The 26,614-nt window shown below is 64.7% G+C and carries 20 protein-coding genes; 9 read left to right on the top strand and 11 right to left on the bottom strand.

The genetic code is table 11. The features are described from left to right. Positions 1 to 171 precede the first annotated feature (171 nt). Positions 172 to 1,911, top strand: coding sequence for a long-chain-fatty-acid--CoA ligase (locus C560_RS0104890; RefSeq protein WP_026537345.1), 1,740 nt, complete (start codon positions 172 to 174; stop codon positions 1,909 to 1,911). A gap of 52 nt (positions 1,912 to 1,963) precedes the next feature. Here C560_RS0104890 and C560_RS0104885 read toward each other — a convergent pair whose 3' ends face one another. The 5 genes from C560_RS0104885 to C560_RS21270 all read right to left on the bottom strand — a co-directional run bounded on the left by C560_RS0104885 (position 1,964) and on the right by C560_RS21270 (position 12,713). Continuing rightward, positions 1,964 to 2,824 carry a hypothetical protein gene (locus C560_RS0104885; protein WP_026537344.1) on the bottom strand — a complete coding sequence of 287 codons (861 nt, stop codon included), beginning with the start codon at positions 2,822 to 2,824 and terminating at the stop codon, positions 1,964 to 1,966. Between the two features lies 1 nt (position 2,825). After that, positions 2,826 to 4,526, bottom strand: a complete 1,701-nt coding sequence (locus tag C560_RS0104880; protein WP_026537343.1) for a multicopper oxidase family protein — start codon at positions 4,524 to 4,526, stop codon at positions 2,826 to 2,828. Positions 4,527 to 4,643: 117 nt separating this feature from the next. Beyond that, positions 4,644 to 10,022, bottom strand: a complete 5,379-nt coding sequence (locus C560_RS21280) for a peroxidase family protein (protein WP_043422514.1) — start codon at positions 10,020 to 10,022, stop codon at positions 4,644 to 4,646. Between the two features lie 485 nt (positions 10,023 to 10,507). Next, the gene (locus C560_RS21275) at positions 10,508 to 11,704 is read right to left on the bottom strand and encodes a glycosyltransferase (RefSeq protein WP_231494267.1); all 1,197 of its coding nucleotides are present in this window, start codon (positions 11,702 to 11,704) and stop codon (positions 10,508 to 10,510) included. After that, a complete protein-coding gene (locus tag C560_RS21270) occupies positions 11,643 to 12,713 on the bottom strand; it encodes an SDR family NAD(P)-dependent oxidoreductase (protein ID WP_269320017.1) in 1,071 nt (356 codons plus the stop codon). Before C560_RS21270 ends, C560_RS21275 begins: the two co-directional genes overlap by 62 nt. A 424-nt stretch (positions 12,714 to 13,137) precedes the next feature. On the opposite strand from C560_RS21270, the gene C560_RS0104860 reads away from it, so the two are divergent. Continuing rightward, complete coding sequence (locus C560_RS0104860) at positions 13,138 to 15,486, top strand: FdhF/YdeP family oxidoreductase (protein ID WP_026537342.1); 2,349 nt, start codon at positions 13,138 to 13,140, stop codon at positions 15,484 to 15,486. A 109-nt stretch (positions 15,487 to 15,595) separates the two neighbouring features. Here the strand turns inward: C560_RS0104860 and C560_RS23310 are convergent, their stop codons facing one another. Both C560_RS23310 and C560_RS21265 read right to left on the bottom strand, forming a co-directional pair. Then, positions 15,596 to 15,748, bottom strand: a complete 153-nt coding sequence (locus tag C560_RS23310; RefSeq protein ID WP_018773036.1) for an LPXTG cell wall anchor domain-containing protein — start codon at positions 15,746 to 15,748, stop codon at positions 15,596 to 15,598. 82 nt (positions 15,749 to 15,830) lie between these two features. After that, on the bottom strand, positions 15,831 to 17,231 hold the full coding sequence (locus tag C560_RS21265) for an MFS transporter (RefSeq protein WP_081801621.1): 1,401 nt from the start codon (positions 17,229 to 17,231) through the stop codon (positions 15,831 to 15,833). A 145-nt stretch (positions 17,232 to 17,376) separates the two neighbouring features. On the opposite strand from C560_RS21265, the gene C560_RS0104845 reads away from it, so the two are divergent. From C560_RS0104845 to C560_RS0104835, 3 genes are all read left to right on the top strand, one after another. After that, on the top strand, positions 17,377 to 17,922 hold the full coding sequence (locus tag C560_RS0104845) for a hypothetical protein (RefSeq protein WP_026537341.1): 546 nt from the start codon (positions 17,377 to 17,379) through the stop codon (positions 17,920 to 17,922). Positions 17,923 to 18,165: 243 nt separating this feature from the next. Further along, on the top strand, positions 18,166 to 18,555 hold the full coding sequence (locus tag C560_RS0104840) for a VOC family protein (RefSeq protein ID WP_026537340.1): 390 nt from the start codon (positions 18,166 to 18,168) through the stop codon (positions 18,553 to 18,555). A gap of 520 nt (positions 18,556 to 19,075) precedes the next feature. Next, complete coding sequence (locus C560_RS0104835; RefSeq protein WP_026537339.1) at positions 19,076 to 19,708, top strand: CG0192-related protein; 633 nt, start codon at positions 19,076 to 19,078, stop codon at positions 19,706 to 19,708. A gap of 12 nt (positions 19,709 to 19,720) precedes the next feature. On the opposite strand, the gene C560_RS0104830 is transcribed toward C560_RS0104835, so the two are convergent. The 4 genes from C560_RS0104830 to C560_RS0104815 all read right to left on the bottom strand — a co-directional run bounded on the left by C560_RS0104830 (position 19,721) and on the right by C560_RS0104815 (position 22,837). Beyond that, positions 19,721 to 20,842 (bottom strand): YihY/virulence factor BrkB family protein, encoded by a 1,122-nt coding sequence (locus C560_RS0104830; RefSeq protein ID WP_051533020.1) that lies wholly within the window; start codon positions 20,840 to 20,842, stop codon positions 19,721 to 19,723. A 118-nt stretch (positions 20,843 to 20,960) separates the two neighbouring features. Next, positions 20,961 to 21,569 carry a DUF3618 domain-containing protein gene (locus C560_RS0104825; RefSeq protein ID WP_026537337.1) on the bottom strand — a complete coding sequence of 203 codons (609 nt, stop codon included), beginning with the start codon at positions 21,567 to 21,569 and terminating at the stop codon, positions 20,961 to 20,963. 18 nt (positions 21,570 to 21,587) lie between these two features. Continuing rightward, positions 21,588 to 21,989: a phage holin family protein gene (locus C560_RS0104820; protein WP_043422603.1), complete on the bottom strand. Its 402-nt coding sequence runs from the start codon at positions 21,987 to 21,989 to the stop codon at positions 21,588 to 21,590. An 8-nt stretch (positions 21,990 to 21,997) separates the two neighbouring features. Continuing rightward, a complete protein-coding gene (locus C560_RS0104815; protein WP_026537335.1) occupies positions 21,998 to 22,837 on the bottom strand; it encodes a hypothetical protein in 840 nt (279 codons plus the stop codon). A gap of 315 nt (positions 22,838 to 23,152) precedes the next feature. Here C560_RS0104815 and C560_RS22940 point away from each other — a divergent pair, with 315 nt between their 5' ends. The 4 genes from C560_RS22940 (at position 23,153) to C560_RS0104795 (ending at position 26,431) form a co-directional block, all read left to right on the top strand. Beyond that, positions 23,153 to 23,641 (top strand): MarR family winged helix-turn-helix transcriptional regulator, encoded by a 489-nt coding sequence (locus C560_RS22940; protein ID WP_081801620.1) that lies wholly within the window; start codon positions 23,153 to 23,155, stop codon positions 23,639 to 23,641. 171 nt (positions 23,642 to 23,812) lie between these two features. Beyond that, positions 23,813 to 24,079: a GlsB/YeaQ/YmgE family stress response membrane protein gene (locus C560_RS0104805; protein ID WP_018773045.1), complete on the top strand. Its 267-nt coding sequence runs from the start codon at positions 23,813 to 23,815 to the stop codon at positions 24,077 to 24,079. Positions 24,080 to 24,391: 312 nt separating this feature from the next. Then, positions 24,392 to 24,838: an Hsp20/alpha crystallin family protein gene (locus tag C560_RS0104800; RefSeq protein WP_026537333.1), complete on the top strand. Its 447-nt coding sequence runs from the start codon at positions 24,392 to 24,394 to the stop codon at positions 24,836 to 24,838. 642 nt (positions 24,839 to 25,480) lie between these two features. Next, positions 25,481 to 26,431 (top strand): PRC and DUF2382 domain-containing protein, encoded by a 951-nt coding sequence (locus tag C560_RS0104795; RefSeq protein WP_026537332.1) that lies wholly within the window; start codon positions 25,481 to 25,483, stop codon positions 26,429 to 26,431. Positions 26,432 to 26,614 lie beyond the last annotated feature (183 nt).

The following is a 26,614-nucleotide window of genomic DNA, read 5'->3' as shown; positions in this document are numbered from 1 at the left end:
CGCCAAGGGCCAAAAGTCACCTCCGGGCCAGCGCCGCCCGCCCGAGTCCCTTCCCGCTGCGCGCAACCGCACGGGCCCGCCCCGGTAGGATTTTCTGACGGGCCCGGCCGGGCCCGCGGCCGGAAGCCCGGCACAGCCCCGCACAGCGCAGCCCAGTGGCAAGGACACACCATGAGCACCACATCCGCAGGGGCCCGACGTCCCGACCGCCCCTGGACCCGCCACTACAGCCCCGGCGTTCCCGCCAGCCTCAAGCTCCCGGAGGGGTCCCTGGTCGACCTGATGGACTCGTCCGTCCGGCGCTACGGGAAGAAGACAGCGCTCGAATTCTTCGGCGCGCGTACCAGCTACAGCGACCTCGGCACCGCCATCAACAGGGCGGCCGCGGGCCTGAAGAAGCTCGGCGTCCAAGCCGGTGACCGGGTGGCACTCGTCCTGCCGAACTGCCCGCAACACATCGTCGCGTTCCACGCGGCTCTGCGCCTGGGCGCCGTCGTCGTCGAGCACAACCCCTTATATACGGACCGCGAACTGCGCCACCAGTTCGAGGACCACGGCGCCACCGTCGCCATTGTCTGGGACAAGGCCGTGGACAAGGTCCGCCAACTGCCCGCCGACGTCGGGCTGCGAAGCATCGTCTCCGTCGAACTGATACCGGCGATGCCGCTGTTGCAACGGATCGCGCTGCGGCTCCCCGTACCGGCGGCCCGCGCGGCGCGCGCCGCCTTGGCCGCCGGCAAGCACCCGCCCCGGCCCGCGGCGCAGCCGGCACGCCGGACCGTACTGGCGTGGAAAGACCTTCTTGGCGCCGGCAGCCTGAAGAAAAGGCATCCGCGCCCGGCCGCCGCCGACCTGGCCGTCATCCAATACACCAGCGGCACCACGGGCCGGCCCAAAGGCGCCATGCTGACCCATGCCAATCTGCAGGCCAACGCCGCGCAGGGCCGCGCCTGGGTGCCCGGGCTCAAAGACGGCCGGGAAACCGTGTACGCGGTGCTGCCCATGTTCCACGCCTACGGGCTGACGCTGTGCATGACGTTTGCCCTGAGCATCGGCGCGAAGCTGGTGCTGTTCCCCAAGTTCGACGTCGACCTTGTGCTGAAGGCGCAGAGGAAATCGCCCGCCACGTTCCTGCCGGCGGTGCCGCCGATCTACGACCGCATCGCCGCGGCGGCCGCCGAGCGCGGTATTGCACTGGACAGCATCCGCTTTTCCATCTCGGGGGCGATGAACCTGCCGACAGCGACGGTGGATACGTGGGAGAAGGCGACCGGAGGCTACCTGATCGAGGGCTACGGCCTGACGGAAACCTCACCCATCGCCCTGGGCAACCCTTTCGGGCCCACACGGAAACCGGGAACAGTGGGTGTCCCGTTCCCCCTGACGGACATTCGTGTGGTTGACCCTCGCAACGTTCTCCTGGACCGTCCCCCGGGCGCCGAGGGCGAGCTCCTGATCCGGGGCCCGCAGGTTTTTGCCGGTTACTGGAACCGGCCGAAGGAAACGGAGGAAGCGCTGCTGGAAGGCGGCTGGTTCCGCACCGGCGACATTGTCTCGGTGGACAAGGATGATTTTGTGACCGTCCGGGACCGGATCAAGGAACTGATCATCACGGGGGGCTTCAACGTCTCCCCCACGGAAGTGGAAGACGTCCTCTCCGGATACGCCGGTGTCCAAGACGTGTGCGTGGTGGGACTGCCCCGCCCGGGCGGCGGCGAAGATGTGGTTGCCGCCGTCGTCCCGTCCGCGGGCTCTGGCCTGGACCAGGAGGCGCTGCTCGCGTTTGCCCGGGAGAACCTGGCCGCCTACAAAGTGCCGCGCCGCGTTGCCGTCATGGACGAGCTGCCGCGTTCGCTGATCGGCAAGGTCCTGCGCCGCGAGATCCGCGACACCCTCGTGGCCGGCCGGTAGCGTTCCCCTTGCCCCCCCGGCCGGCCACTGGTGCGGTCAGTCCCAGGGCTCCTCAGTGTCCTGAATCATCGGTGCCTGTGCCGTGACTGGCCGTGTCCTCAGGGGCTGCGCCTTCGTTGTGCCCTTCGTGATCCGCGCTGTCCTCAGCCGAGGGCTCCGGGGCCGGTTCCGGTTCGCGGGACAGGTCGACGCCCTCCCCGGTGGTCGAGCGGGGGACCAGCGAAACGGTAGCCGGTTCCACCCCTGCGCCGCGGGCGATGCCGTTCCGCACGGATTCCACCAGCGCGTCGCTGAGCAGCGGTCCCGTGTAGCTGACGGTCAGGGTTCTGCCCTTCAGGGAGGTCGCGTAGTTGCCCAGCGCGTCCGACAGAATGCCTTCCTCGGCGATGGCATGGGCCGAGGCTGCCGGATCGGCCGCCTGTACCGTGAACTGGAGATCGTGGACCAGGACCGAGGCGGCATGGATGTGCTCCACACCGGGGTTGCTCCCCTCCGGGCCGAAGGCCAGTTCGGCCAGCTTCTGCGCATCATCGCTGGTGCTTCCGGGCGGCAACGCCAGGATGAGGTCCGGAGAAAGGTGCTCAAGGACCCCCGGGTCGAGCACATCCGGGGAGATGCCGGACAGGACGGTGCCGCCGGCAGCCGCGGCCCGCTCGAGCTGGGCACGCAATGCGCCGAGGTCGGCCTCCGGGGCCGGGTGGACGGCGATGACGGCGCGGCGCCGCACCATCAGCCCGTCGTGGCTCACGGCCGGACGGCCGTTGCCGACGTCGGTCCCCGTCTCGAGCGAGACGGGCGCGGCGCTCGGCGCTGCCGTCGGCGAAGGCTGGGCCGGGGCCGGCGGCCCGCCCGTGCAGCCGCTCAGCGCCAGCACCAGCAGGGCCGCCACGCCCACTGTCTCAACGCGGCCCATCTCAGGTCCCCGCGGGCAGGCCGGGCCGGTACACCGGCGGGAACGCGTCCGGGGCAGTGGTGTCGAGGACCGGCGGATCGGAGGTGATGGGGTCGTTGGTACGGAGGTCGCCCACCGAGAACTGCACCATCATGTCGTGGTCCTCATGGACCAGGTTGTGGCAGTGGATCATGTAACGCCCACCCCCGCCGGTACCGGTGTCGAACTGCATGAGGGTGGTGATGGACTCGTTCTCGCCGGCGTAGAAGACATCCTTGGGGCCCTTCTCCCAGGCAAACGGCAGGCCTCCGTTGGTGTTCCTCGCGATGATTTTGGCGTCAATCAGGTGGATGTGCACCGGATGGAACCATCCCCCGGAAGCGTTGATGATGGTCCATTGCTCGACGTCGAAGGGCTGGGGGTTGCCGAACAGCTTGGTGAACCCGGATTTCTCCACATCGGCCCACGTGACGCCGTTGATAGTCCACTGGCCGTTTGCGCGGAAGAATTTCAGCTCGCGCTTCGCCTTGGCCATCGCCGGGGTGAGGCTCATGGTGGGGATGCCGCCCCGGGCCGCGTTGACGGAGCCGCCATCGTCCAGGGTGGCTGGGATGCTGGAAATGGAACCGGTCCCCGAGCCGGAGTCGGCCACCACCTGGAAGCGCATGATCTTGCCGGTGTTGGCGAAGTCGATGTTGTTCTTATTGCTGAGGTTCCGCAGCTCGATCAGCTGGCCGGTCCGGTATTTACGGAAGTCGATCAGGACCTCGTAGCGTTCCGCTGTGCCCTGCCGCCAGGACTTCACGGCCTGCACTTTGGGAACCATGCCGGCGTCGGCGCCCACCACATAGATGGGATCCCCCGTGGACAGCGTTGGCCGGTAGGACCGCGAAATCGAGGCGACGAGCACCCGGAACCGGTAGATCCGGGGCTTGACCTTCATGGTGGGCCACGGCACGCCGTTGACCATGATGATGTCGCCCCAGAGCCCCTTCTGGTCGTTGTCGTTGTAGCCGAGCGAGCCGTCGGCGTTAAACATCGCGTCAGAGATCATGAGCGGTACGTCGAATTCTCCCTGCGGCAGCTGCGCCCGCTCGTACTTGTCGGACAGCGGATAGAAACCCGCCAGCCCTGAATACACGTTCTGGGCGGTGATGTGGTGCTTGTGGTCGTGGTACCACAGGGTCCGCGCCGTCTGGAAATTGGGGTAGCGGTAGTTCTTGACGTTGCCCGGCACGGTGATGTCGTTGGCATAGCCGTCGTACTGCGGCAGCGACGCTGAGCCGTGTAGGTGGGTGACGGTATCAAAGCGGGCCGGCTGAACCAGCCCGGCGGCGGGCAGCGCGTTGCGGATCCGCACCTCAATCCGGGTGCCTTGGGTGGCCCGGATCGTAGGACCCGGAAAGATGCCGTTGTAGCCGGCCACGGTGGTGTTCAGCCCCGGCAAGAACCGGGCCTGGCCGAGCTTCTGGGTGAGGGCATAGCGGGCGAACGGACGGGCCGGGTCGCCGCCGTCGAAACCCGTCTGAAAGGGGACCAGCTCCGGCGGGCGGCGAAACACTCCCGCATAGGGAACCGGCATGTTTTCGGGTGCAAGTTGGCTGGCGGTGATGACCGGTGTGCTCGGCCCAGTGGTGGGGATGTCGTCATCGCCGCCACTGAGTCCGGCAAGGCCGAGGGCGCTGACGGCGCCCAGTTTGAAGATCTCTCGTCGTGTAGTCATGGCCCCTCCAAGTGGGCAATAGAGCTGTATACCGTGTCGAAAAGTGGCTTTCCAACAAGTGAGGAAGCCGGCCGGCGGACCGCTACAGGCCCGCCGGCCGGCGTTCTCAGACTGCTGCTACAGTGCTGATCCCGTGGTGAATGTCCACGACCGGCTGGGCAACGGGTTGCCTGCCAGATCGCGGATCAGGGTGGTGCCGCCAGTGATGATTACCCTGTACTGGGTGTTGGCGAGGAGCGTGGCACTGGGGTTGATGGTCAGCACCCTGGTCGTGGCGTTGTAAGTCACCGCGACCGCGATGTCGGCTCCCGTTGTTGCCCGGACGATCCGGACACTGCCTGCAGCGGTGTACCCGGTGATGGGCTCACTGAACGCCACCGTCGTGTTGCTGTTCCGCAGCACCCCTACGGCTCCCGCAGCGGGGGTCGAGGAGGTGATGACAGGAAGAGGTCCCGACGTGAACGTCCACGTGCTCGTCGCCATCGTGTTGCCCGCAAGGTCACGGACGCCGGAGACGGTCACGGTGTAGAGGCGGTCTGCCGGCAGCGTTGCTACCGGGTTGAGCGTCGCGACGCGGGTCAGCGAATTGTAGGAGACGACGGCGGCGATCGCCGTGGTGCCCTGCCGCAGTTGGAAGTTCGTTCCCGTCACTCCCGTCACCGCTTCGCTAAACGTTGCCGTCACGTTGGCACCCTGGCTGACCGAGAATGCCCCCGGTGCAGGGGACCGCGCTGTCAGGGTGGGAGCCACGAATTCGGTACGCGGTGTCACCGCTGCGGTGCGGGCCGAGAATCCGCCCGTACCCACTGCGTTGACGGCTGCGACGTCGAACGTGTACGCCGTCCCGTTGGTCAGTCCCGTCACGACGACGCTTCCAACGTTCCCGGTGACTGCCTGCGTACGTGCCAGGGTAGTTCCGGCGAAGGCCCGCACCGTGTAGCCGGTGATGGCGGATCCGCCGGTGTTAGCCGGTGCGGTCCACCTCACGGTCGCCGAGGCATTCCCTGCCGTGACTGAACCGATGGTCGGCGCTCCCGGTGCGGTCGCCGTCGTCGGGCTCACCGTGTTGGAGAGTGCCGAGAACGGGCTGTCACCGAGGGCGTTGCTGGCCAGGACCTGGAACCGGTACTGGGATCCGTTCGTCAGACCGGTAACCACCAGGCTGGTGGCGCCAGCCGGGGCGGCGCGCAACGCACCGACCTGGACGCCGGCCGGGTTGGTCGTCACGTCGAGCACCTTCACGGCGAATGCGTCGGCAGGGCCGACCGTCGGGGCCGTCCAGCGGACCGTTGCCTGCCCGGCGCCGGCGGTTGCCGTGCCGATGACCGGAGCAGTTGGCAGGACTGTGTCGGAGAACTGCAGGAACTCGATGTTGCGGATCGTGTCCGTGCCATCGGCGCCGACGTTGTCCACCACCGTGGTGGTCGAGCCCGCCGAGCCCACTGTGCCGTTCCCGCCGGTGGTGGTGACGGTGTAGTTGGCCCGCGGCCCGGTGAAGATCGCGACGTCCCGGTTGCCCGCGGTTTCGAGGGCGGTGGGGGTGACGATTTCACGTACGGCCACCAGGTTGCCCGGGTTGACCACGCCGGCCGCTACGGCGGCCGCCAGGGTCATCGGGTTACCTGTCTGGTACTGGCGCTCCATGAGGTCGGTCGTGCCGATCTCCGCTCCTGCGTCGTCCCGCACGCTGATGCGGATCTTCAGGGACCGGTCACCGTCGAGCACGTCGTTGCCGCCGCGGCCCTCGAGCTTGTCGCTGCCAAGGCCGCCGATGATGATGTTGCCATCACCCCAGACCGGACCGGTCAGCGGGCAGACACCCATCGGTGAGAGTGCTTCCACGGGTGCAAGCGGGGTTGTCGGCGCCGGGAGGATGGCTGCCAGGCCGGCGATCCGGTTGATGCCCGTCTGGTCGAGGACGTCGCAGCCGCTAAAGCCGGCACCACCTACGGTGCTGGGCACTTCGTCGTCACCTCGGATCACGTCGTCAAACTTGGAGCCCGAGTTGGCCTCCACTTCCTGCCAGCGGTCGCGGTTGACCACAACGGGCAGCGGAACACCAACGAGGTTGTTGTTGATCTTCATGTCGTCGTCGGCGGGCACGGTGTCGTACTGGTGCGAGGCCCAGTCGAAGCCGGCTGAACCGGCGTAGCGGTCGATCGCAGCGTTGCTCGTCATGATGTCGTCGCCACCCTCGGCGTCGTAGTCGTTCTCGCCAACCTGTCCGACGAAGATGTCGTTTCCGGGCTTCGTCTGGGCCGGGTCATCGAAGAACGGTGCGCCGTGGTCGCCGATCAGCAGGTCCTGCCCGGATCCGCCTTGGATCCAGTCATCGCCGCCGTCACCGAACGTGGCATCGGCACCGTCACCGGACTGCACGAAGTCGTTTCCTTCGCCGGCAAACGTTTCGTTGTCGTTGGCGCCACCGTTGGTGAAGTCCTGGCCGTCGCCGCCCATGTTGATGTCGTCACCGATACCGGAGTTGAGGTAGTCGTTATCCGGACCGCCCTTGAGCACGTCGGCCCCCGAGAGATCGGTGATCCTGTCGTTGCCCGTGCCGCCGAGTGCGATGTCGTCGCCGCCCTGGCCTTCAATGACGTCGTTGCCCTCGTTGCCGAGGAACGTGTCGTTGTCGTTGCCGCCGGTGACCCGGTCAGCGTTGGCGGTGCCGTTGTAGACCGACTGGCCGTTGATGCCGCTCGGATCGACTGTGTTTTTCTCCATGTACTGGATGGTGCCGTCCGGCTTGCGCAGGAGCAGCAGGTTCTCCTGGCACTCGCTGGCCGGGTCATCGGCGACCGTGGCCCCCGATGCCGTGTAGCCCGCCGGAGTGCCGGCCAGGTTGCCCAGCTGGAACTTGCAGTCGGCGGTGCCGAACGCATCGGCCTTGAGCGAGTGCGCGTTGGTGTTGCGCATGATCATCTCGGCAAAGGAGTTGCTCTCCAGCTGCGCCCGCAGGTTCATGCCCGGTGTGCGCAGCAGGTAGTAGAACCGGTCGCCGTTCTGCAGGTCGGTCAGCTGGTTCTCGAACACGTAGTTGAACGTGCTGCCCAGGAGCCCGCCGAAGAGGTTGGTCTTCTCCGCGAGGCCGCCAACCCAGAGGTCGACCTTGTTCAGGCCGGTCTCCTGCGTCGCCCAAGGACCGGCACTGTTCATGAAGTCCGTCATGTCAGCCGTGGGAGGGGTTGCCAGGGTGCCGGGATCAACGATTGCCTTGGCCGCTGCCCGCTTGCCTGCCAGCGTGGTTTCGCTGGTGATGGTCGGGTAGGTGCCGTAGGCGGCTACAAAGTTGATCAGCGATTCCGGGTGCTTCAGGTTCTGCCCGAAATCCGCCCAGCTCGTATACGGCGCCAGTTGCGCATCGCCCGTTTCGTTGTTGATCTGGCGCCGCAGCTCGTTGAGCGGCGGAACGCCTTCGGAACGGGCACGCGTCATATTGATCGTCGCCAGGTCCAGGGGAAGACCCAGCAGGTTATTGCGCAGGGTGCCCGTCACGAACTCGTCGAGTTCGTTGCCGACCTGGTCGCTCATGCCCATGACGATGCTCCCGGCGGCCTCTTCCGAGGTCAGGGACCCCGCCGATCCGCCGTTGGTGTACTCGGGCGGGTTCAGGAAGCCATCCAGCAGGGAAATGGAGTTGTCGGTGCCGTCCGCGTTGGTCCTGGCGATCGTCTCGGTGAGCATCGAGTGCCCGAACCGGTAGACCGCGTGGGCGAACTCTGCCCTCACGGCCGCGTTGATGTCCGTGTGGTAGACGTGGAACGGCTGGACCGCAGGCTGGACCTTCCGGGCGAACTCCTCGAAGACCAGGTGCTGGTATTCCATTTCCGTGACGAACCGTGCCGCCTGGAACAGGCGTTCGCCGTTCCAGCCGTTGGCACCGGCGGCCAGCTTCCACTCCGCCAGAGCGGCGACGCCCTTGGCCGAAGTGTCGTTGGTCAGGGTGTTCTCGATGTCCGCGACGAGCCGGTCATGCTCGGAGTGGAACACCTGGTGGATCGTGGTCAGGCCGATGTTTTCGTTGACGCGGCCGTCACCGGCACAGAAGTGCGCGTTGAGCATTTCGTCGTCGTACGTCCCGGCGGGCTGGTTCGCAAAATCCGCGGAGGCCGTGTTGTCGGTGTCCGGGGTGGGCGCGACGGGCGGCGTGGCAGGGTTGTGGTCCACGTCCTGAGGCGACGGGTCGGCGTTGTGCGCGATGTCGGTCAGGAACGGGGTGTCGAAGTGCCGCACGTTTGCGGGCACCGGGACAGGATTTGCCGTGTCGCCCTCAACAAGTCCGGTCAGCGTAACGTATTGCGGCAGGCCCCGGGCGGGGCCGGGAATGAACTTGCCGTACGGGTCAGCTGCGATCATCGGGATGTTGGTGACATCCTTGTCCTCGAGCCTGAGGCCAAGGAAAATCGCTGCCTGCGACTTGACGTCCGCCCACGTGGCCATGCCGCCGGCTGTGGGGCCGGCAGGACCGCCGAGGAGCTTGCCGGTTGAAACCGGCCTGCCGGCGGCGTTGTTGATGTACTCCCGCAGGAACACCTGGTGCGAGGGATGGGAAGTGTAGGTCTGGGACTGGTCCACGAAGGGCGAGTCCGTGTTGGCGGCTTCCTGGACGTCATCCGCGGTACCGAGGATTCCGTCGTCGCCCGGCTGGTTCTGGGCCCGGGTGAGGACCATGAACGCGTTCGGGCTGTTGGGGGCCACTTCGTCTCCCGTATTGGCCCTGCCATCAGGGCCCACGGTAATCAGCGGATCGTCGGCCTTGAGCGGGACGAACACCGTTCCGCCGCCCTTGACCGTCTGATCCACACCGTGGTCGAAGAACTGACCGAACAGGGTGAACAGGGAGTTGTACGGCGGGGAGAGTCCGACGTCGGTGGTGACGTTGGGGATGAACAGCGTATCACCCGTGGGGACGCAGCCGGCCGGCACAGCCTCGACCGGCGGAGACGCCAATGGGTCAGGATCAGTGGTACAGGGGAACAGCCCGGGGTTGCCCTGGGTCCGGACCGGGAACCCGGCGGCAGCCACGGCGGCTGGATTGGTGGATGTCTGGTCCACGACCAGATTGCTGATCTGGCGTGGCTGGGAGTCGAACACGTTGCCCGACTTCTGCGCGTAGGAGGACGTGCCGGCAGGGCCGAACCCGGCGGGCACGGTGTCGGCGGTGTTAAACGACGGCGTCGCATGACGCGGAAAAAGCTGATCGGCGGCCCCATACGTTTCGCGGCCCTTGATCAAGTTGTTGCAGGAGCCGTCAACCGTACGGAGGCCGTAGGAGGTGAGGGCGTCGGGGACTTGGTTGGGACCCGGCCCGACCAGCGCCCCGCAAGGGCCGGTGGCCGACGTCGTGTTGGCGACGTGTGCCTCGGCGATCTTGATCTGCTTGAGGATATAGGCCAGGTCGGCCGGGGTGACGGTGAAGCCTGCGCCGACGGGTGCCGGCGCAGCGTTGGCGCCAAGCGCCGTTGTGGTGAGTCCGATAAAGCTGAGCAGGGTCATCGCTGTCCCTGCGGCAACTGCGCGGGTTGGCCGACTAAAGGCACGTCTTTGGCCGTCGACCTTCCTGCATGCGAACAAATTCATTGCACACCTGCCTCTTCGAGTGAGTGATGGTGCAAGAGTGCTGGGCGATTCCTTGGAGAAAACTGGAACCGGCCGGTAACTAACGATCCGGACCACGGTCCGGGGATTTCCGGGGCCTCGGGCCACCCGGACCGCGGGCTGGAAGTACGCGCGCCGACACCTTAGGCTACTCGCACCGAGGCCGACGGCGGCAACGTAGCCTACGTGGGAACTACCGCGCTGACGTGCCGTCGGAGAATAACAGCCGGGTAACGACTACCCCTCGAGGACTCGAATTTTTGGCCTCCACTACCTGAGGCTTACGCACAGCAGATCCCCAGCTTGCGCCAAGGTGGTGCTGGTATGGGCGGTGCCGCCGCTGGCGGGCCAAGCCGCTAGCCTGAGGGACAGCGGCACACTGGCTATGTGCTGGCTATCCCCACTGCGTTCCTGCGACGTGGGCGCGTCGCACTGGAACCCCCAGAGCCACGGCGGAACCTGATGAGTCCGAAGTTCTTCTCCGGAATTGCCATGGCAAAGTACCAAACCATGCCGAGGGGCAGAATGATCAGGCTTGTGATCAGTGTGTAGAAAGGCATCAGCAATAGCCAGCGATTCCGATCTTTCCAGTGGACGACATAAATCATGCCGAAGTAGAGACCGGCTGCGGCCAGCAGCGACAGCCCGGGATGCACGAGCGCTTCCCACCGAAGAAGGAGAAAAGCAAACAGTACGACACTGCCGTATGTCCAGAAGAACGGATGCCAAAAGCAGAAACGGATATTCACAATATACAAACGGAATTCCCCGCCCGCCCAGGCCAGGCGCTGCCGCCACCAGGACCGCAGCGTCGCTGGTACTTCCGTGTTCACGGCGAACGGGATGTGTGTCATGCGGTATCCAAGGCGCTCACCGAGCAATCCTGTCTCAACGTCATTCCCCTGGAAGAAGAGTGAATGCTGCGCCATGATGGCCCGCATCGCAGATGTTGTTCCTGCGTGGCATGCGCCGCTCAGAAGCCACGGCATGACGAACCGGAGACGCATGGCCAGGCGGTACTCATGCCGCTGCAACTGGACCAAGGCGGGCCCCTCCGCCTGCGGCACCAGTTCAATGGAGGCGACGTCGTCACCCCGCCTCCGAAGCTCTCCCACCAGCTCTGACAGCGGGCGGACCGACGTCGAGTCCGCATCCAGGCATACGACATAGTCGGCTTGCACAACAGTGTTCAGCGCGTCCCTGATCACCCGGTCTCGCACGGTGCCGCCCGTCCGGCGCCGGGTTCCGGCCGCGGGAGGAGCGTAATCGCTGTAGAAAATCCGGAACCCGTGGTTCGCTGCTATTTCCTCCAACGATTGCCGGAAATCGTCGGTTTCGCCGGAGGTCGTGCAGAGGATGATCTGGGGGCCGTAGCTATGGAGATAGTCCAGGTTGGTCAAATACCGGATGTCACCGTAAATGGGGACAAGTACATCGAACGACAAGCCCTGAAGGGACTCGCTGCCGGCGTCACGATGTTCCGTTCGGAAGCGGCTGCTGCGGGCCGCTCCGACAGCGTCAATTAAGACTGCCAGAAGGGGCAGTGCTAAGAGCGCCAGAAGAGAGGCTGTCCAGTCCATCGTTTACCTTTCCAGCAGTAGTGAATTCGAGGGCCTCGCGAACGAGTGCGGGGTGCGCGCCGTGCTCTACGAGCTCGCGAAGCAGTGCCAGTGCGCCGTCAATCGGATACGCTCCGACGTCGACCTTCGAGATCCGCGGATGGGGCGTGGCATAGTGGGTTTCGCGCAGGTCGAAAAGTTCCTCGGACATCTTTTCGCCGGGGCGGAGCCCGGTGTACTCAACCTCAGGCATCGGGCAGTTGACCAATTCGACATACCGGCGCAGCAGCGACTCGATCCGCACCGGCGCACCCATGTCCAGCACGTACGTTTCCCCGCCGGAAGCGAGACAGGCGGCTTCGATCACCAGGCCGGCCGCTTCGGGGATGGTCATGAAATAGCGTGCGACACCGGGATCGGTAATCCGGATCGTCTGTCCCGTTTGAATTTGCGTCATGAGCGTGGGCAGAAATGAGCCTCGGCTGCCCAGGACATTTCCAAAGCGAACACTGGCCACTTTGGTCGCCGAGGTCTCGGCGTACTTGCCGGCAACGTGCTCGGCGAGCCGCTTGGACCATCCCAACGCCGACGTCGGATTTGCCGCCTTGTCCGTGCTGATGTTGACAATCCTGTCCACGCCCGCGGCCATTGCGGCACGCACTACGGACTGGGTCCCAAAGACATTGGTCTTGACGGCCGCTTCGGGGGCCCTCTCCAAGAGCGGCAGGTGCTTGTGCGCTGCGGCGTGGAACACCACATCCGGACGGACCTCCTGCATGATGCGCCGCATCAACTGCTCGTCGCGGATGTCGGCCAGCCGGTAGACGTCGTCATCCAGCAGTGCCATGCCTTCCAGGTCCATTTGCAGGTTATAGAGGGCGAACTCGTCGTTATCGACGCAGAAGACCTTGCCGGCTTCCAGCGTATTCATCTGGCGCACGATCTCTGACCCGATGGAACCCCCGGCGCCCGTCACCAGGATGGTTCTGCCTTGGATCAAGGCTTTCGCAGCAGACCCGTAAACGTGCATCGACTCTCTGCCAAGTAGTCGGTCGGCCCAAATCTTTTCCATCGCACTGCCCCCAAGTTCAAAAAATTGTTCGGCTTCTGATTGAGCAAATTCATCGCAGGACAGATCTCCTCGGCTCCGCCAAGGAGGCGGCCGAACGCAAATGAATACCCGCATGCCGCAGGGCCGTGACCCTGGAATCCGTTGGTTTTCCCCCACTGAGACCTTCCACCCCAACAACACACGGCTTTTTTCTCGGCAACACGAGTAGCTGGTACCTGTAAATGGGCTCGGGCACTACTTGGTAAGGAGGACTAGCCCACGGGCCAGGCCCGGCCAATTGCTTGCGGCGCTCCGGTCAAGCTGATAGGCCTGAAGGTAAGGTGCAGAGTGGCAGATCAGCACGCCGCCCCGTCCGGGTGGTGGTTGCAGAAGGGAAATTCACGTGACTCGCAAGACTCCTCATCTCGAGGAACCGTCCGAGCAGGATCTCGTCGTCGGGGACGGGCCGAAAAGCTGGGCCGCCGGTGTCCCGGGCGTGTACCACTCCATGAAGCCGGCCATCGAACAGATGGGACTGAACCGGACCCGCAAGACCGTCATGGCGATGAACCAGAAGGACGGCTTCGACTGCCCGAGCTGCGCGTGGCCGGATCCGCACCACCGCAAGGCATTCGAGTTCTGCGAAAACGGGGCCAAAGCGGTGACCTGGGAGGCGACCCCGGTGGTGGTTCCCGAAACTTTCTGGGCCGAGAATTCGGTCAGCGACCTGCGCAGCCAGACCGAGTACTGGCTTGGCATGCAGGGCCGGCTGACCGAACCGGTGTACAAAGCCGCCGGCGAGGACCACTACAAGGCGGTCAGCTGGAACGAGGCGCTCCGGCTCGTGGCCGACAAGCTCAAGGGCCTGGACTCCCCCGACCAGGCGGCGTTCTACACCAGCGGCCGGACCTCGAACGAGGCCGCCTTCCTCTACCAGCTGATGGTCCGCGGCTACGGCACCAACAACCTGCCGGACTGCTCCAATATGTGCCACGAATCATCCGGCTGGGCCATGGGCCAGACCATTGGCATCGGCAAGGCGACCGTCAGCTTCGACGACTACGCCCGGGCCGACCTGATCATCATCATGGGCCAGAACCCAGGCACCAACCATCCCCGGATGATGACCGAACTCGAGGCGTGCAAGCGCAACGGCGGCGAGATCGTGGCCGTCAATCCCCTCCCCGAAGCCGGCCTCCGCCGGTACAAGAACCCGCAGCAAGTCAACGGGGTCATTGGTCACGGCGTCCAGATCGCGGACCAGTTCCTCCAGATCCGGATCGGCGGCGACATGGCGCTGTTGCAGGCCGTATCCAAGCGCGTCCTCGACGCCGAGACTAAGAACCCCGGGACAGTCCTGGACCACGCCTTCCTGGCCGAACACTGCGAGGGACTCGAGGAGCTCAAGGAGCACCTCGCCGGGCTGGATGAGCGCACGGTGCTCGAGGCCACGGGCCTGCGCAGCGAGGACATCGACGAGCTCGCCGCCCGCTACCTCAAGGCTGAGAAAGTCATCATCACCTGGGCCATGGGCATCACGCAGCAGAAAAAGGGTGTTGCCACCATCAAGGAGATCATCAACCTCCTGCTGCTGCGCGGCAACATCGGCAAGCCCGGCGCCGGCGCCTCCCCCATCCGCGGGCACAGCAACGTGCAGGGCGACCGGACCATGGGCATCTGGGAGCAGATGCCGCAGTCCTTCATGGAGGCCCTCGGCGAGGAGTTCGACTTCGAGCCGCCCCGCGAACATGGCGCGGACGCCGTCGAGACCATCAACAAGATGCGCGCGGGCGAGATCAAGGTATTCGTCGCCCTGGGCGGCAACCTGGTGGGTGCCATCTCGGACACGAACGCCGCCGAGGCTGCCATGCAAAACACGGAGATGACGGTCCAGATCTCGACCAAGCTGAACCGCTCGCATACTGTGACGGGCCGCGAGGCCCTGATCCTCCCCACGATGGGCCGCACCGAGATCGACATCCAGGAATCCGGTCCGCAGTTCGTTTCGGTGGAGGACACCGTCTGCGCCGTGCACCCGTCCTGGGGCAGCGTCGAGCCGGTGTCCCATCATCTGCTCTCGGAGCCGGCCATCGTGAGCCGGCTGGGCAAACTCCTGGTGGGCGACAAGATCAGGGCAGACTGGGACGGTTATGAGAAGAACTACGACCTCATCCGGGATCACATTTCGCACGTGGTGGGCGGCTGCAAGGATTACAACCAACGGATCCGGCAGGAAGGCGGGTTTGTCCTCGCCCACGGTCCCCGCGACTCCCGCACATTCCCCACGCCCACCGGCAAGGCCGTGCTGACAGTCAATGACCTTGAACTTGTCGAACGGCCCGAGGGAACCCTGATCCTGCAGAGCATGCGCTCCCACGACCAGTTCAACACGACCATCTACTCGCACAACGACCGCTACCGGGGCATCAAAAAAGGCCGCCATGTGGTGTTCGTCAACCCTGACGACATCGTCGAACTCGGCCTTGCGGACGGTCAGTACGTGGACGTCCGCGGCGTGTACGACGACGGTGAGGAACGCGTGGTGCGCAAGTTCCGTGTGGTGTCCTATCCCACGGCACGCGGTTGCGCTGCTGCCTATTACCCCGAAGCCAACGTGCTGGTGCCGCTGAACCACACGGCCGAAGGCAGCAACACGCCAGTCTCGAAGGCAGTCATCGTCCGGCTCGAGCCGAGCCTGGACCAGACGCCCGACGCCGCGGCAACAGCCCCTGCCCGGGTGGCCTCACCCTAGTCAGTTGCCAAAGTCACCCGCCAGCCGGGGCCGGGCCGGGCCGGTCCGAACGAAAACGGCGGCCGATCCTGAAGGGACCGGCCGCCGCCGAATGGATATCAGGGTTGCATCAGGCCTTGGCCTTTCGCTTCACCCAGCCCCATACAGCCGTGGCCACCAGGAGTACCAGGCCGATGATGGCCAACCAGAGCAGGCCCTTCACGGCGAAGCCGAGGATCGAAAGAACAAGCCAAATGATAAGCAGTGTGATTATTAGTCCCATACCGAAAGCCTATGCCACCCGTGTGGCCGTGGTGGCGCAACGACGCTCCGGCCCCGGACACAAGCTCTGAACGCGGCCCGTCCTATGGGCCAGGTTTGAAAATCCGACGGCTCCGGGTGCTTTGGGATGGGACCTTCTGCGTTGCCCGAAGTGCGGGCCGCTTGGGCCGGTTCTGGATACCGACGGCGGAAACTATGCCCCCGAGTATCAACAACACCGCCGTCACCGCCACCATCCGGTGAAATCCATCGAGCTCAAGTTCGCCGCCCACGACCAGGCCTACCAGAGCGATGCCGATCAGACCGGCTACCCTGCTGACGGCGTTATTCACTGCCGAGCCGATGCCGGCCTGTTGTTCCGAAACCGAACCGAGAATGGCGGCGGTCAGTGGGGCGACTGTCGCCGAGAGCCCGACGGCGAACAGCAGGATCCCAGGCATCAACTGGGTCCAATAGTTGACCGGGATCTCAGTCGCGAGCATCAGGAGGTAGCCGCCGCCGGCGAGAGCAGGTCCGAAGGCCATGAACCACCTCGGTCCGAACCGCCCGGCTAGTGAACCAAACCATGACGCCAGGAGGATGTTGACGATGCTGACCGGAAGCAATACCAGCGCGGCCATCGTCGCCGGAAACCCTGCGACCTGCTGCAGGAAAAGCACGATGATGAATCCCCCGATCGACAATGCGGCGTACACAAATGCCGTAGCAACGTTGCCGACGGCAAAGTTTCGGACGGAGAAGAGGCTGAGGGGCAAGAGCGGCTGATGCGCCGTCCTTTCGTGCCAAATGAATCCGGCGAGGCACAGGATGCCGAGGGCGAGGGGCATCAGAATGAGCGGACTCCCCCAGCCGTAGTTGCCCTGTTCGATCAACGCGTAGACCGGCCCCGCCAACCCAAGCACACAGAGCACAGCACCCGGGTAGTCGATCCGCACGCCCTTCTTGCGAACATCCTTGGCCCGCAGCACGGCTAGCAAGTACAAAGTCACGGCAATGGGCAGGACGTTGATTCCGAAGATCCAGCGCCAGCCCACCGAATCTACGAGCACTCCGCCGAGCAGGGGTCCGGCGATGAAAGCCACGGTCGTACCAGCTGTCCACTGGCCGATTGCCTTCGCCCGGGGCGCTTCGTCGAAGTTTGATGTGATCAGGGCCAGGGAACTGGGAACCAGCAAGGCGCCCGCGACGCCTTGAAGCGCCCTGGCCAGGACCAGCCAGTCCGCTGTGGGGGCCAGCGCACACATCACTGATGTCGCGCCGAACCCGATCAGGCCTGCGCGGAGAACGACAACCCGGCCCAGCAAATCAGAGAGCGAACCGGCGACCAGGATCAGTGACCCCAGGGTGATCAGGTAGGCATCGACAACCCATTGCTGCGTCGTCAGTCCGCCGCCCAGTTCACGGGAAATGGCCGGCAGCGCTACGTTGATGACGCTGCCGTCGAGAAACGACACAAAGGAGGCGAGAATCGCGATCCACAGCACGAGCCTCTGCGTACGCGGCGACGGTAGGGAACCCACCCCTCAAGCTAACACCCGCACCCCTCCGACGGTCTCACCGGGAAGGATGGAAAAACCCTCCTGGGCCACGCTGTGCGGTGAGCTGGGCCAAGCGAGGTACTCTGCGACGATGCTGAACACCCTCAACCCTTGCCGCTTGTTCATCACGGGCGCCAGCGGATCTGGAACGACAACCCTCGGCCGGGCAATCGCCAACCAGTGGGCAGTACCCCACGCCGACGCCGACGACTACTTCTGGCAGCCGACATCACCGCCGTACCGGGAAAAGCGGACGCCGCCGGAGCGCATATCGTTGATGCGCGAAGTCTTCCTGCCGCGGAGTGCCTGGGTTCTTTCGGGTTCCATCATGGGCTGGGGCGAGGACCTCGTGGAGAAGATTGATGCTGCAGTGCTCCTCACCCTCGATCCGGAGTCGCGCATGTCGCGGCTGCGGGCGAGGGAACGAATCAGGTTTCGCGAACTGGCCAAAACAGGCGGGATCAACGAGACAGCCCATGAGGAGTTCTTGTCCTGGGCGCGAGGTTATGACGACCCCGATTTCGCGGGCCGGAACCTCCGCCGACATGAACAGTGGCTGTCAACTCTGCCCTGCCCCGTCCTTCGAATCGACAGCTCCCGGCCAGTGGACGACCTCGTGCACGCCATAACCCGATAGGCCAGAAGTCCCGTCCCGCGCTGCGGCCGGGGACCACCGTCATAGTCGACCGAAACTTCACGCGCCGGCCCTACCTTGCCGGGCCGGATGGTGCTGGCTGGATCACTCTGAAGGAATCTCAATGGAGTTGTCAACGGATTCCGGCGTGCCCTTTGGGCGTCCCAGCTGGTCTGCGGTCGGCAAGGTTCCCGCGCCGACGTGCACAAAAGGGAGGCGGTCTGGGGTCCTGCTAGCGTTGCACTCATGACGACTCAGCAGATCGCCCTTGGTGCGATCAACATGGAGGCCCAGGATCCAGCCACGCTTGCCGAATTTTGGGCGTCCGTGACCGGCGCCTTGCCCTCACCCGGTGGTGACAGCGTCTACCTGCCACCTGCTGGTCCCGGAGGGTTCGCGATGTTCTTCCAACCCATGACCGGTCCTCGCCCCGAGCACCAGGCGTTCCACCTCGACCTGACTGTCCCCTGGGGGTCACGACAGGCAGAGGTCGAACGCCTCCTGAGCCTCGGAGCCACCTACCAGTGGGACGTCCTGGACGAATTCCCCCACGTGCAGTGGACAACTCTTGCTGATCTGGAGGGGAACCTCTTCTGCGTGGCCGAACACCCACCTACAGACCAACAGGGTGCGTGAGCCGACCCCTGGCGGAGGTCTCTCCTTCTTCGTAGTTCCGTAGCCGTACAGTTTCCCGTTCCCGTCGCCGGTGCGGCGACGGCAAGATGATTTACGCATCACGGGAACCGTCCTCGTTGGCTTCAGACTAAAGCTCGCGCTCGATCCGCGCCATTAACCGATCTTGGGTAACGGGACGGCCCGAAGCACTCCCGGCGTTTTCTCATCGCGAAGGGCTCAGGCGGCCAGCCCGGCTGCCTGCGGCAGTGTCGGCGTGTTGGTGGTTCCGTCACGGAGCATGGCCCAAAGGACGTTGAGTCGACGGCGGGCATGTCGCGTCTCTCAATCAGCGGTCGGCCCATCGGGGTGGCGGGCGGCCAATCCTTCGGAGCCGTCACGCGCGAGTTGTCCGGCCACAGCAACAAAGCCATACCCGCCTCCCCTGGGTAGCCACGAGCCTACAACGGCCACGGAAAACTACCCGTCAACAAAATGAGGACAGCCTGCCCGAACTCTCCGGGCCGCGGTTAGGCTTGCAGTCATGGCGATCATCCACCAGGCAGAACTGCAGCCGACGAAACTTGAACTTCTCGCAGAGTGGCTCCCCCGCCAGCCGTGGTTCACGGAACCCGACACGGCAGCGCTGCACAAAGTGGGCTCCTACCGGTTCGACGACCCCGCCGGCGAGGTCGGCATAGAAACCATCATCGTGTCTGTGGGCAGCTCCACTTTTCAAGTCCCACTCACGTACAGGGCCCAGCCCTTGGCTGGCGCGGAACCCTGGTTGGTCGGCACGATGCAGCACTCGGTACTCGGCCCGAGATGGGTTTACGATGCCTGCGCCGACCCAATCTACGTGGCAGCCCTGGCGGCGAGCATCATGTTGGGACGCCCGCAGGCCGAGCAATACCTCCAAAAAGGGGAAAACCTGGAACTCCTGGCCCAGACGGTCTCCGTGCAAAACACTGGACCGAAACTCGAGGCAGTTCCTGACGTCTCTTCGGCGGCACCGCGCGCCACCGACGCCGGCACCGCTATCGAGGCTGCCGGCCTCCACTTGCTCGTTATCCGGCGGCTGGACCTGGATGAGCACCCTGTCGGCCCGCTCGCGCTCACCGGCACCTGGGAAGGTCAGAGGGACAACGTCAAACTCGCCGCCATCAGTGATGCCTGACTTTTCCGCAAGCTAGGGGCGCTCCACTCCGTCGGTGTCCCGAGGACGTTTTTGGTCATCCTGCGGTTCAGGCTGGTTCCCGTGCTGTTCCCGCAGCTCGCGTCCGCGGCGAATGTCTTCTTCTTCGCGGGCCTGGAGCTTGTCGCTCTGTTTCGTATCCCGTGGTGGCAATTGGATGGTCTCTTCGGCCTCAATGCCGGCTTGGAGTTGGCGTCCACGCTCCATTTCGGCGTCGAACTCGGCACCGAACAGCAGCGACATGTTCAAGATCCAGAGCCACAGCAGCGAGATAATAACGCCGCCGATCGCACCATAGGTCTTCTCGTAGCTGTTGAAGTTGGCCGCATAGAAAGCGAAGGCCAGGGATGCCAGCAGGAAGATGACCAGGGCGATAGCGGAACCAAGGCTCATCCAGCGGAACTTGGGCTGCTTGACGTTCGGCGTGGCGTAGTAGAGGATGGCGATCGCCAAAATCACGAGCAACAAAATCACCGGCCACTTGAGAATGTTCCATGCCGTAAGGACTGCCCCGCCCAGGCCGATCGCGTTGCCGACGGCCTCGGCCACCGGCCCGCTCAGAACCAGCATGGCCGAAAGCACGAGAACGATCAGCACGGTGGCAATGGTGACGGCGAGCATCGTGCCCCGAAGTTTGATGAACGGCCGGCCCTCGTCGATTTCGTAGATCCGGTTCATTGCCCGGCCAAAAGCCCCGACATAGCCGGAGGCGGACCAGAGGGCGGTGACGATGCCGATTACCAGAGTGAGTCCAGCCGCGGAGGAACTGCTGAGTTGCTCGACGGGTTGTTTGATTGCCTCCACAGTTTCAGCGGGCGCGAATCCCTGGACGATCTCCAGGAGTGCGGACGTGGTCTTCTCTGCCTGCCCGAAGATGCCCAGCAAGGACACGAGGGCCAACAGCGCCGGGAAAATTGAGAGGACCGAGTAATAGGTCAGGGCTGCGGCGAGATCCGGGCACTGGTCTTTCGTGAATTCACGCAGGGTCTTCTTGGTGATGTACTTCCACGAGGGCTTAGTGACGTCGGTCGGGCTGTCCGGTTTGCGGGAGTCGTCCGGGGCGGGTGCCGTGCGGGCCTTGGCGGTGCTGCTCTCGTCCGTTTCGGCGTCGGTCATGGATTCATCTTCTGCCCTGGTTGGGTTCTTGGCCATGGAGATTCCTTCGTGGTGTTAAGTGAAACGGCCGGCCGCCCAGCGCATCAGCGAGGGCAGCCGGCCGTATTCAGACGCGGGCTCAGGCCTGCTGAACGTTATCCTTCGCTTCGGCGGTGCGATCCTTGACGTCAGCCACAGCGCTCTGCCCGTCTGCCTTGAGATGATCGGTGGCGTCCGCGGCAGTGGCCTTGACGTTAGCCATGGCTTCCTGGGCGGGCTCCTTCAGCCCTTCGGCCACGTGCTTGGCGGCGTCCGTCAGTTCCGTGGTGAGGGGCTCGGCTGCCGATTTGAGGGCATCAGCGGCTTCACGCTCCTTTTGGCTGGCCGGGATCAGGGAGGAAACGAGCAGGCCTGCCCCGAAGGCAATCAGCCCTGCAGCCAGCGGGTTCCCCTGGGTCCTGTTCTTCAGCTGGCCCGGCGCGCCCGCAACCGCAGAGCCCGCGTCACTCACGTGCGCGCCGACGGATCCGGTGGCGGAGTGGACGTGGTCGGTGGTGTGGTCTGCGGCTCCCATGACTTTATCCTTCACTCCGAAGACGGCGTCTTTGACGTTCTCTTTGACTCTGTCCGTCTGCCGCTGGACGATGTGCGACGGCGTGACCTTGTCAGCGACGGCGTCCACGTTGGTGCCCAGGCGGGCACGGGTTGCTTCAATATCTGCTCGGATGACATCCGGGTTTTCACTCATCGTGTTTCCTCGCTGAATCTAGGAGTTGGGTTTTAGGGTGGGCGGGATTTCCTGGAGGGTTTCGGCCGTTCTCGGCATGCCCTTGATCGCGTTCAGTTCCTTGCGGCCCATGGCTGCCAGAACGGCGGCGACAACTGCCCAAATGACGGCGACAACGACGCCGGACCAGCCCAGTCCCATCACATTCCCCAGCGCCCACCAAAGCGCCAAAGAGAGGAACAGGAGCACGAAGTGGCCCGCGACGCCAGCTCCGGCGAGCATGCCGGTGCCTTTGCCTGCCCGTGTGGCGGACTGCTTGAGTTCGATCTTGGCCAGTTCCACCTCCTGACGCATCAGGGTGGACATGTCCCGTGTGACCTCACCAAGAAGGTCACCGAGGGAAGTCGATTCAGCCTTTGCCTGCGCGGCTGTGGGAGGCATTTCGCTGCTCATCGACGGCCGCCGTCAAAGGGGTCATCGCGCAGCGGATCACCCTGCTGCAAAGGCTCACCCGCCACAGACTCTGAGGACCGGCGGCCCTGCCCGGCGTCGCGGAGCGGATCGCGGGTTCCCAAATCGGAGTCCAGCGGATTCGGCGGGTAGGTGTCCGCGAGGCCCGCCGTCGTGGTTTGCGGAGCGGGCATCTGGACGGGCGGCGGCGGAACCGCTACCCCGGTATCGGGGATCCGGCCGGCAGTGGACGGTCCGGCAGCGGTGGCGCCCGTCGTCTCGGGAGCCCCGGCGCTCAGGCTGCGGCTCAGACGCCCGGCCAGTACTCCGGCTCCGGCCGCGAGCAGGAGGAAGGTGCCCGGGCGCTGGCGGGCAAAGGACTTCACCTCGGTCAGCAGCGACCCCGGGTCCCGGCCATCGAGCCAGGACGCAACAGCGGAGGACCGCTCGGCGGCTTGGCGGACGAGGTCGGTGGCCACGCCGGGCTGATCCGAGGCGGACGCCATGGAATGCAACTCGCCGGCGACGGATCGCAAACCTTCGGCGACCTTCTGCTGCTGGGTTCCTGCCTGCTCGGTGAGATCGGATTTGGCCTGGTGCAACAGGTCCCGGGCATTGGTCTTGACTTCGGCGGCAACGTTGACTGCCTCGGTCTTGGCCGTCTCGGCGACGTTCTGGGCAGCGTCCGCCGCGTGCCGCGTCACGTCCGCAGCTTCGTCCCTGGCCGCTTCCTGTTTCGAGTCAGCCCGTCCAGTACCTTGCGGGGGCACAACTCCAACGCCGGCGTACCGGTCCGGGGAAACTTCGGGTGTTGCCTGGGCCCATGGATTCTGTGTCATCGTTGCTCTCTTTCAGGAATGGTCCGCTTGGGATCGTGACTAGCGCTACCGGATGAAATTAGTAAGCACGGTTACTAACTTGATAGTAAGCACACTTGCTATATGGAGCGCAAGCCCTCCGTTGAAAATCGGAGGGCCCGGCTCCCGCCTTCCCCACGACGCACCGCGCACCTGCAGGCGGCGTGCGAAAAATAGTAAGCATACTTGCCAAAAGGGTGTCCGGCATGCATAGGGTGGAGGATCAGCGCCGGCGCTTTTTGCCGCCGTCGCGGGCAGCGTGACCTTCGTTGCCACCCAATCAGGAAGGCCTTCTTCGTGATCCTCGCCCGTGAGCCCCACGCCCGGGACAGCTACCGGCTTCTGACGGCAGCGGCCCGTCTAGTCCAGCGCCTCCACGACGATGCCTTGGCTCCGCTGGGATTGACGCGTGCCGCCGTCATCGCCCTGGAAGCCGTGGCACCCCGCCCCATGTACCAGGAGCAGCTCGCCGCAAAAGTCCATGTCCAAGGCCAAACGCTCGGCCGCGTCCTGGCCCGGCTCGAGGACGGGGGGTTGGTCACGAGGACGCGAAACCCGGAGGATCGGCGCCAGTTTCGGGTCGAAATTACCGACGCCGGCAACGCCGCACTGCAGGCGGCCTCTCGCGCCGAGCATGCGGCCGTTCCTGCCGACTTCGACGGGTGGGAGGCCTTGTCTGAACAACTCGCCCGGTTTGTGGAGTTCTTCCAGGCTCCACGGCCGGGAACTCCAGGTTCCGACGGCCCTCCGCCCACCCAAGTCCGGCCCCCAGCTTCAATGAACTAGCCTCCCCGGCCGGCGCCCGCGGCCGGCCGCCGCTTCCCGTGGGGGCGGGACCGGACAGGGATGAGCGAGATCCAAGGCCGCAACGCCGGGTATTGCGCGTTACTACGCATGCTGATTAAATCGCCGTTACGGCCGCATTCCACGACCGGTATACCGAAAGGAAGTACAAAGATGGGAATTCTTGCTTTTCTCATTCTCGGCCTTATCGCCGGAGCTATCGCCAAGGCGATCCTTCCGGGCCGGCAGGGAGGCGGCTGGCTGATCACACTCGTTGTTGGGGTCGTGGGCGCAATCCTCGGAGGTTGGATCGGCTCGCTGATCTTCGGCGGAGGCCTCGCTGACTTCTTCGATCTCCGGACCTGGCTTCTCTCCATCCTCGGGGCCGTCATTGTGCTCCTGATCTATGGCGCCCTCGCCGGTCGCAGGACCAGGGCGTAGCAGGCTCGGCCCTTCGGGTGCAGGGCTGCCCCTGATGGCGTCCTGCAACATCTGTTCGGCGGCTGCGGGCCGGTTCTGGAACACCCGGCAAGGAACTCCGGGGGTCTCACGGCCCGCATCCGCCGAATCCAACCTCATGCCAGGCCCCCTGCCCGCCACGCTTCGTTGAGCACAGGCTCCGAAAGTCCTCAAGAGCAGCTCCCGCGGCCAGCGTCGCCGTCAGAAGTAGTAGCCGCCAAAGCGGCCGATGTTACGGCTCCGCGCGCATCCGGCCTCACGGGACCAGAGATGCAAAACAGCAAGGAGATAGAGATGGACAACCTATTCCGCCGCACGGGCATCGACGTGCCCGAACCTGTCCGGCGTTTCCTGCAGGTCGAGACCGACACCTGGCTCAGAGTCGAAGAATACCGGGACGGAAACACCTTGGTGGTCCGAACCGACATCCCCGGCATCGATCCCGACAGGGACATAGATATCACCGTCACCGAGGGCAACTTGAACATTGTGGCCCGGCGCACGGAACCTGCGCACAAGGATCAGCCGGGTTACCGCAGCGAAGTGCGGTACGGCGAATATTCGCGCATCGTCCCGCTCCCCCGCGGGGCGGACACTGACAACGTCGAGGCCAGCTACATCGACGGTGTCCTGGAGATCCGCGCCCAGATCCCGGAGCAGTCCGGAGCATCCGCCACGAAAGTCCACGTCTCCCGCGGCGGAAGCCAGTCACCGGAAGCACCTGAGAACTTCGTGACCTGACCGGCAATTCCGGCACTCGACTCAACCGGCACTCTCACCAGCGATCACGGCCGCGCGCCTTCAGGGCACCGCTGGGACCCAGATCTGCAGCGCCCTGCGCTCACCACGTCGCATTCCATCCTCCTCAGCAGAGCGGCTCGGCCGTGCCCCGTCGGGCTTCCCGTGCCTGCCGGCGGAGCCCAGCCGCCGGGATCTCAACTATTCATAAGGGTGCTTCCTAACAAAACCCGACTCGTGATATAACACAGAAAAAGGCGCGGGAGAGCTCCCTGCGCAACGGGACCGGTCCCAGCCTCCTGATCGAATGGCGGCGCATATCATTGGACATTTTGCACCGGCTCCAAGCCGGACTGGCGGTGGTGACAACGTTCATCCCCCAGTCTCTACTCGCTTTCGCCCTCAGGCCGCCGCTCGCGAAGGTGTCGCCCAGGACCCTGCCCCTGCCAGATCTGCGGGTCGTCCTCGGAAGTTCTCAGCTGAGCGTACTGCCGACCGATGGCCCCTTCCCGGAGTTCGCAGCGCCACGGACGCTTCCAAAGCACCGGGCAGCACCAAAACGTACTGTCCGGTACCGGTCAGGCAGTCCATCAAGGGCTCCCGGCCGGACCCACCATTCCAATCGAGGAGATCCAAGGAGACGTCGTGCTCACCACAGAACAAATTGACCGTCTGCTCAGCCAAGGCGCAAATGTCCTTTCGGGAGACGGAGAAAAGATCGGCTCGATCGGCCAGGTCTTCGTAGACAACGAGGCCGGACAGCCCAGCTGGGTGACCGTCCGAACGGGCTTGTTCGGGATGTCCGAATCATTCGTGCCCCTTGAGGGTGCTCGACTGGAGGGCAATGACATCGTCGTTCCTTACAACAAGAATCAGGTCAAAGACGCGCCAAGGATCGACGCCGATCGGCCTCTGGAGCCTGCCGAGGAAGACCGGCTCTACGAGCACTACCGGATGGAGAGCGGACGCACCTTCACCGAAGCGAATACAGCTGACGCGGCCCCCACCACACAACAAGACACCACCGAAACGGACCGCGCGGAAACCCGCGACGCCACCGGCACCGCCGGATACACCACCACCACACCCACCACCGACGCCGGCCCGGCCCCCACCACACAACAAGACACCACCGAAACGGACCGCGCGGAAACCCGCGACGCCACCGGCACCGCCGGATACGCCACCACCACACCCACCACCGACGCCGGCCCGGACCCCACCACACAACAAGACACCACCCGCACGAACCCCGCGGAAACCCGCGACGCCACCGGCACGGGCCGCGCACGCCTGCGCAAGTACGTCACGACGGAAACCGTCACCAGGACGGTGCCAGTGCAGCGCGAAGAGGTTCGCATCGAGCGGGAACCGATTGCCGAGGAAGACCGCGGCGAGTTCGCGGGCCGTCCGGACAGCGACGACGAGGTAATCCTTCACGAAGAGCGAGTCATAGTCACCAAGGAGACCGTCCCGGTTGAACGGGTCCGCATCGTTACTGAAACGGTCACCGATGAAGTCACCATCCGTGAGAAGGTCCACAAAGAACACTTCGACGACCAGGGGTCCGAGGGCGCCGAAGACAGCCGCGATTGAGCATTCGATCCGAGTAGAGGCCCGGGGCAACGGCTACGGCTATCGCCCCGGGCATCTCGTTGTCGAACTGGAGGCCGGAGCCATTCGTGACTCCGGGCCACACGCTCGGCCGGCGGCGTCAACGGGATACCTTGGCCCCGCACGGCTATGGCCTCTTGCCTGCGGCGGTGCCAGTATGTTGGG

This window comes from Arthrobacter sp. 9MFCol3.1, assembly GCF_000620385.1.
Lineage (GTDB): Bacteria > Actinomycetota > Actinomycetes > Actinomycetales > Micrococcaceae > Arthrobacter.
Note: the sequence above shows the minus strand (reverse complement) of the source record. Positions and strands in the feature narration are given on the sequence as shown.

What these genes read in the sequence shown, in the direction of transcription:
- C560_RS0104890 (WP_026537345.1), top strand. Translation starts at nt 172, where the DNA reads ATGAGCACCACATCCGCAGGGGCCCGACGTCCCGACCGCCCCTGGACC.
- C560_RS0104885 (WP_026537344.1), bottom strand. Translation starts at nt 2,824, where the DNA reads ATGGGCCGCGTTGAGACAGTGGGCGTGGCGGCCCTGCTGGTGCTGGCG.
- C560_RS0104880 (WP_026537343.1), bottom strand. Translation starts at nt 4,526, where the DNA reads ATGACTACACGACGAGAGATCTTCAAACTGGGCGCCGTCAGCGCCCTC.
- C560_RS21280 (WP_043422514.1), bottom strand. Translation starts at nt 10,022, where the DNA reads ATGACCCTGCTCAGCTTTATCGGACTCACCACAACGGCGCTTGGCGCC.
- C560_RS21275 (WP_231494267.1), bottom strand. Translation starts at nt 11,704, where the DNA reads ATGGACTGGACAGCCTCTCTTCTGGCGCTCTTAGCACTGCCCCTTCTG.
- C560_RS21270 (WP_269320017.1), bottom strand. Translation starts at nt 12,713, where the DNA reads ATGCACGTTTACGGGTCTGCTGCGAAAGCCTTGATCCAAGGCAGAACC.
- C560_RS23310 (WP_018773036.1), bottom strand. Translation starts at nt 15,748, where the DNA reads ATGGGACTAATAATCACACTGCTTATCATTTGGCTTGTTCTTTCGATC.
- C560_RS0104845 (WP_026537341.1), top strand. Translation starts at nt 17,377, where the DNA reads ATGCTGAACACCCTCAACCCTTGCCGCTTGTTCATCACGGGCGCCAGC.
- C560_RS0104840 (WP_026537340.1), top strand. Translation starts at nt 18,166, where the DNA reads ATGACGACTCAGCAGATCGCCCTTGGTGCGATCAACATGGAGGCCCAG.
- C560_RS0104835 (WP_026537339.1), top strand. Translation starts at nt 19,076, where the DNA reads ATGGCGATCATCCACCAGGCAGAACTGCAGCCGACGAAACTTGAACTT.
- C560_RS0104830 (WP_051533020.1), bottom strand. Translation starts at nt 20,842, where the DNA reads ATGACCGACGCCGAAACGGACGAGAGCAGCACCGCCAAGGCCCGCACG.
- C560_RS0104825 (WP_026537337.1), bottom strand. Translation starts at nt 21,569, where the DNA reads ATGAGTGAAAACCCGGATGTCATCCGAGCAGATATTGAAGCAACCCGT.
- C560_RS0104820 (WP_043422603.1), bottom strand. Translation starts at nt 21,989, where the DNA reads ATGCCTCCCACAGCCGCGCAGGCAAAGGCTGAATCGACTTCCCTCGGT.
- C560_RS0104815 (WP_026537335.1), bottom strand. Translation starts at nt 22,837, where the DNA reads ATGACACAGAATCCATGGGCCCAGGCAACACCCGAAGTTTCCCCGGAC.
- C560_RS0104805 (WP_018773045.1), top strand. Translation starts at nt 23,813, where the DNA reads ATGGGAATTCTTGCTTTTCTCATTCTCGGCCTTATCGCCGGAGCTATC.
- C560_RS0104800 (WP_026537333.1), top strand. Translation starts at nt 24,392, where the DNA reads ATGGACAACCTATTCCGCCGCACGGGCATCGACGTGCCCGAACCTGTC.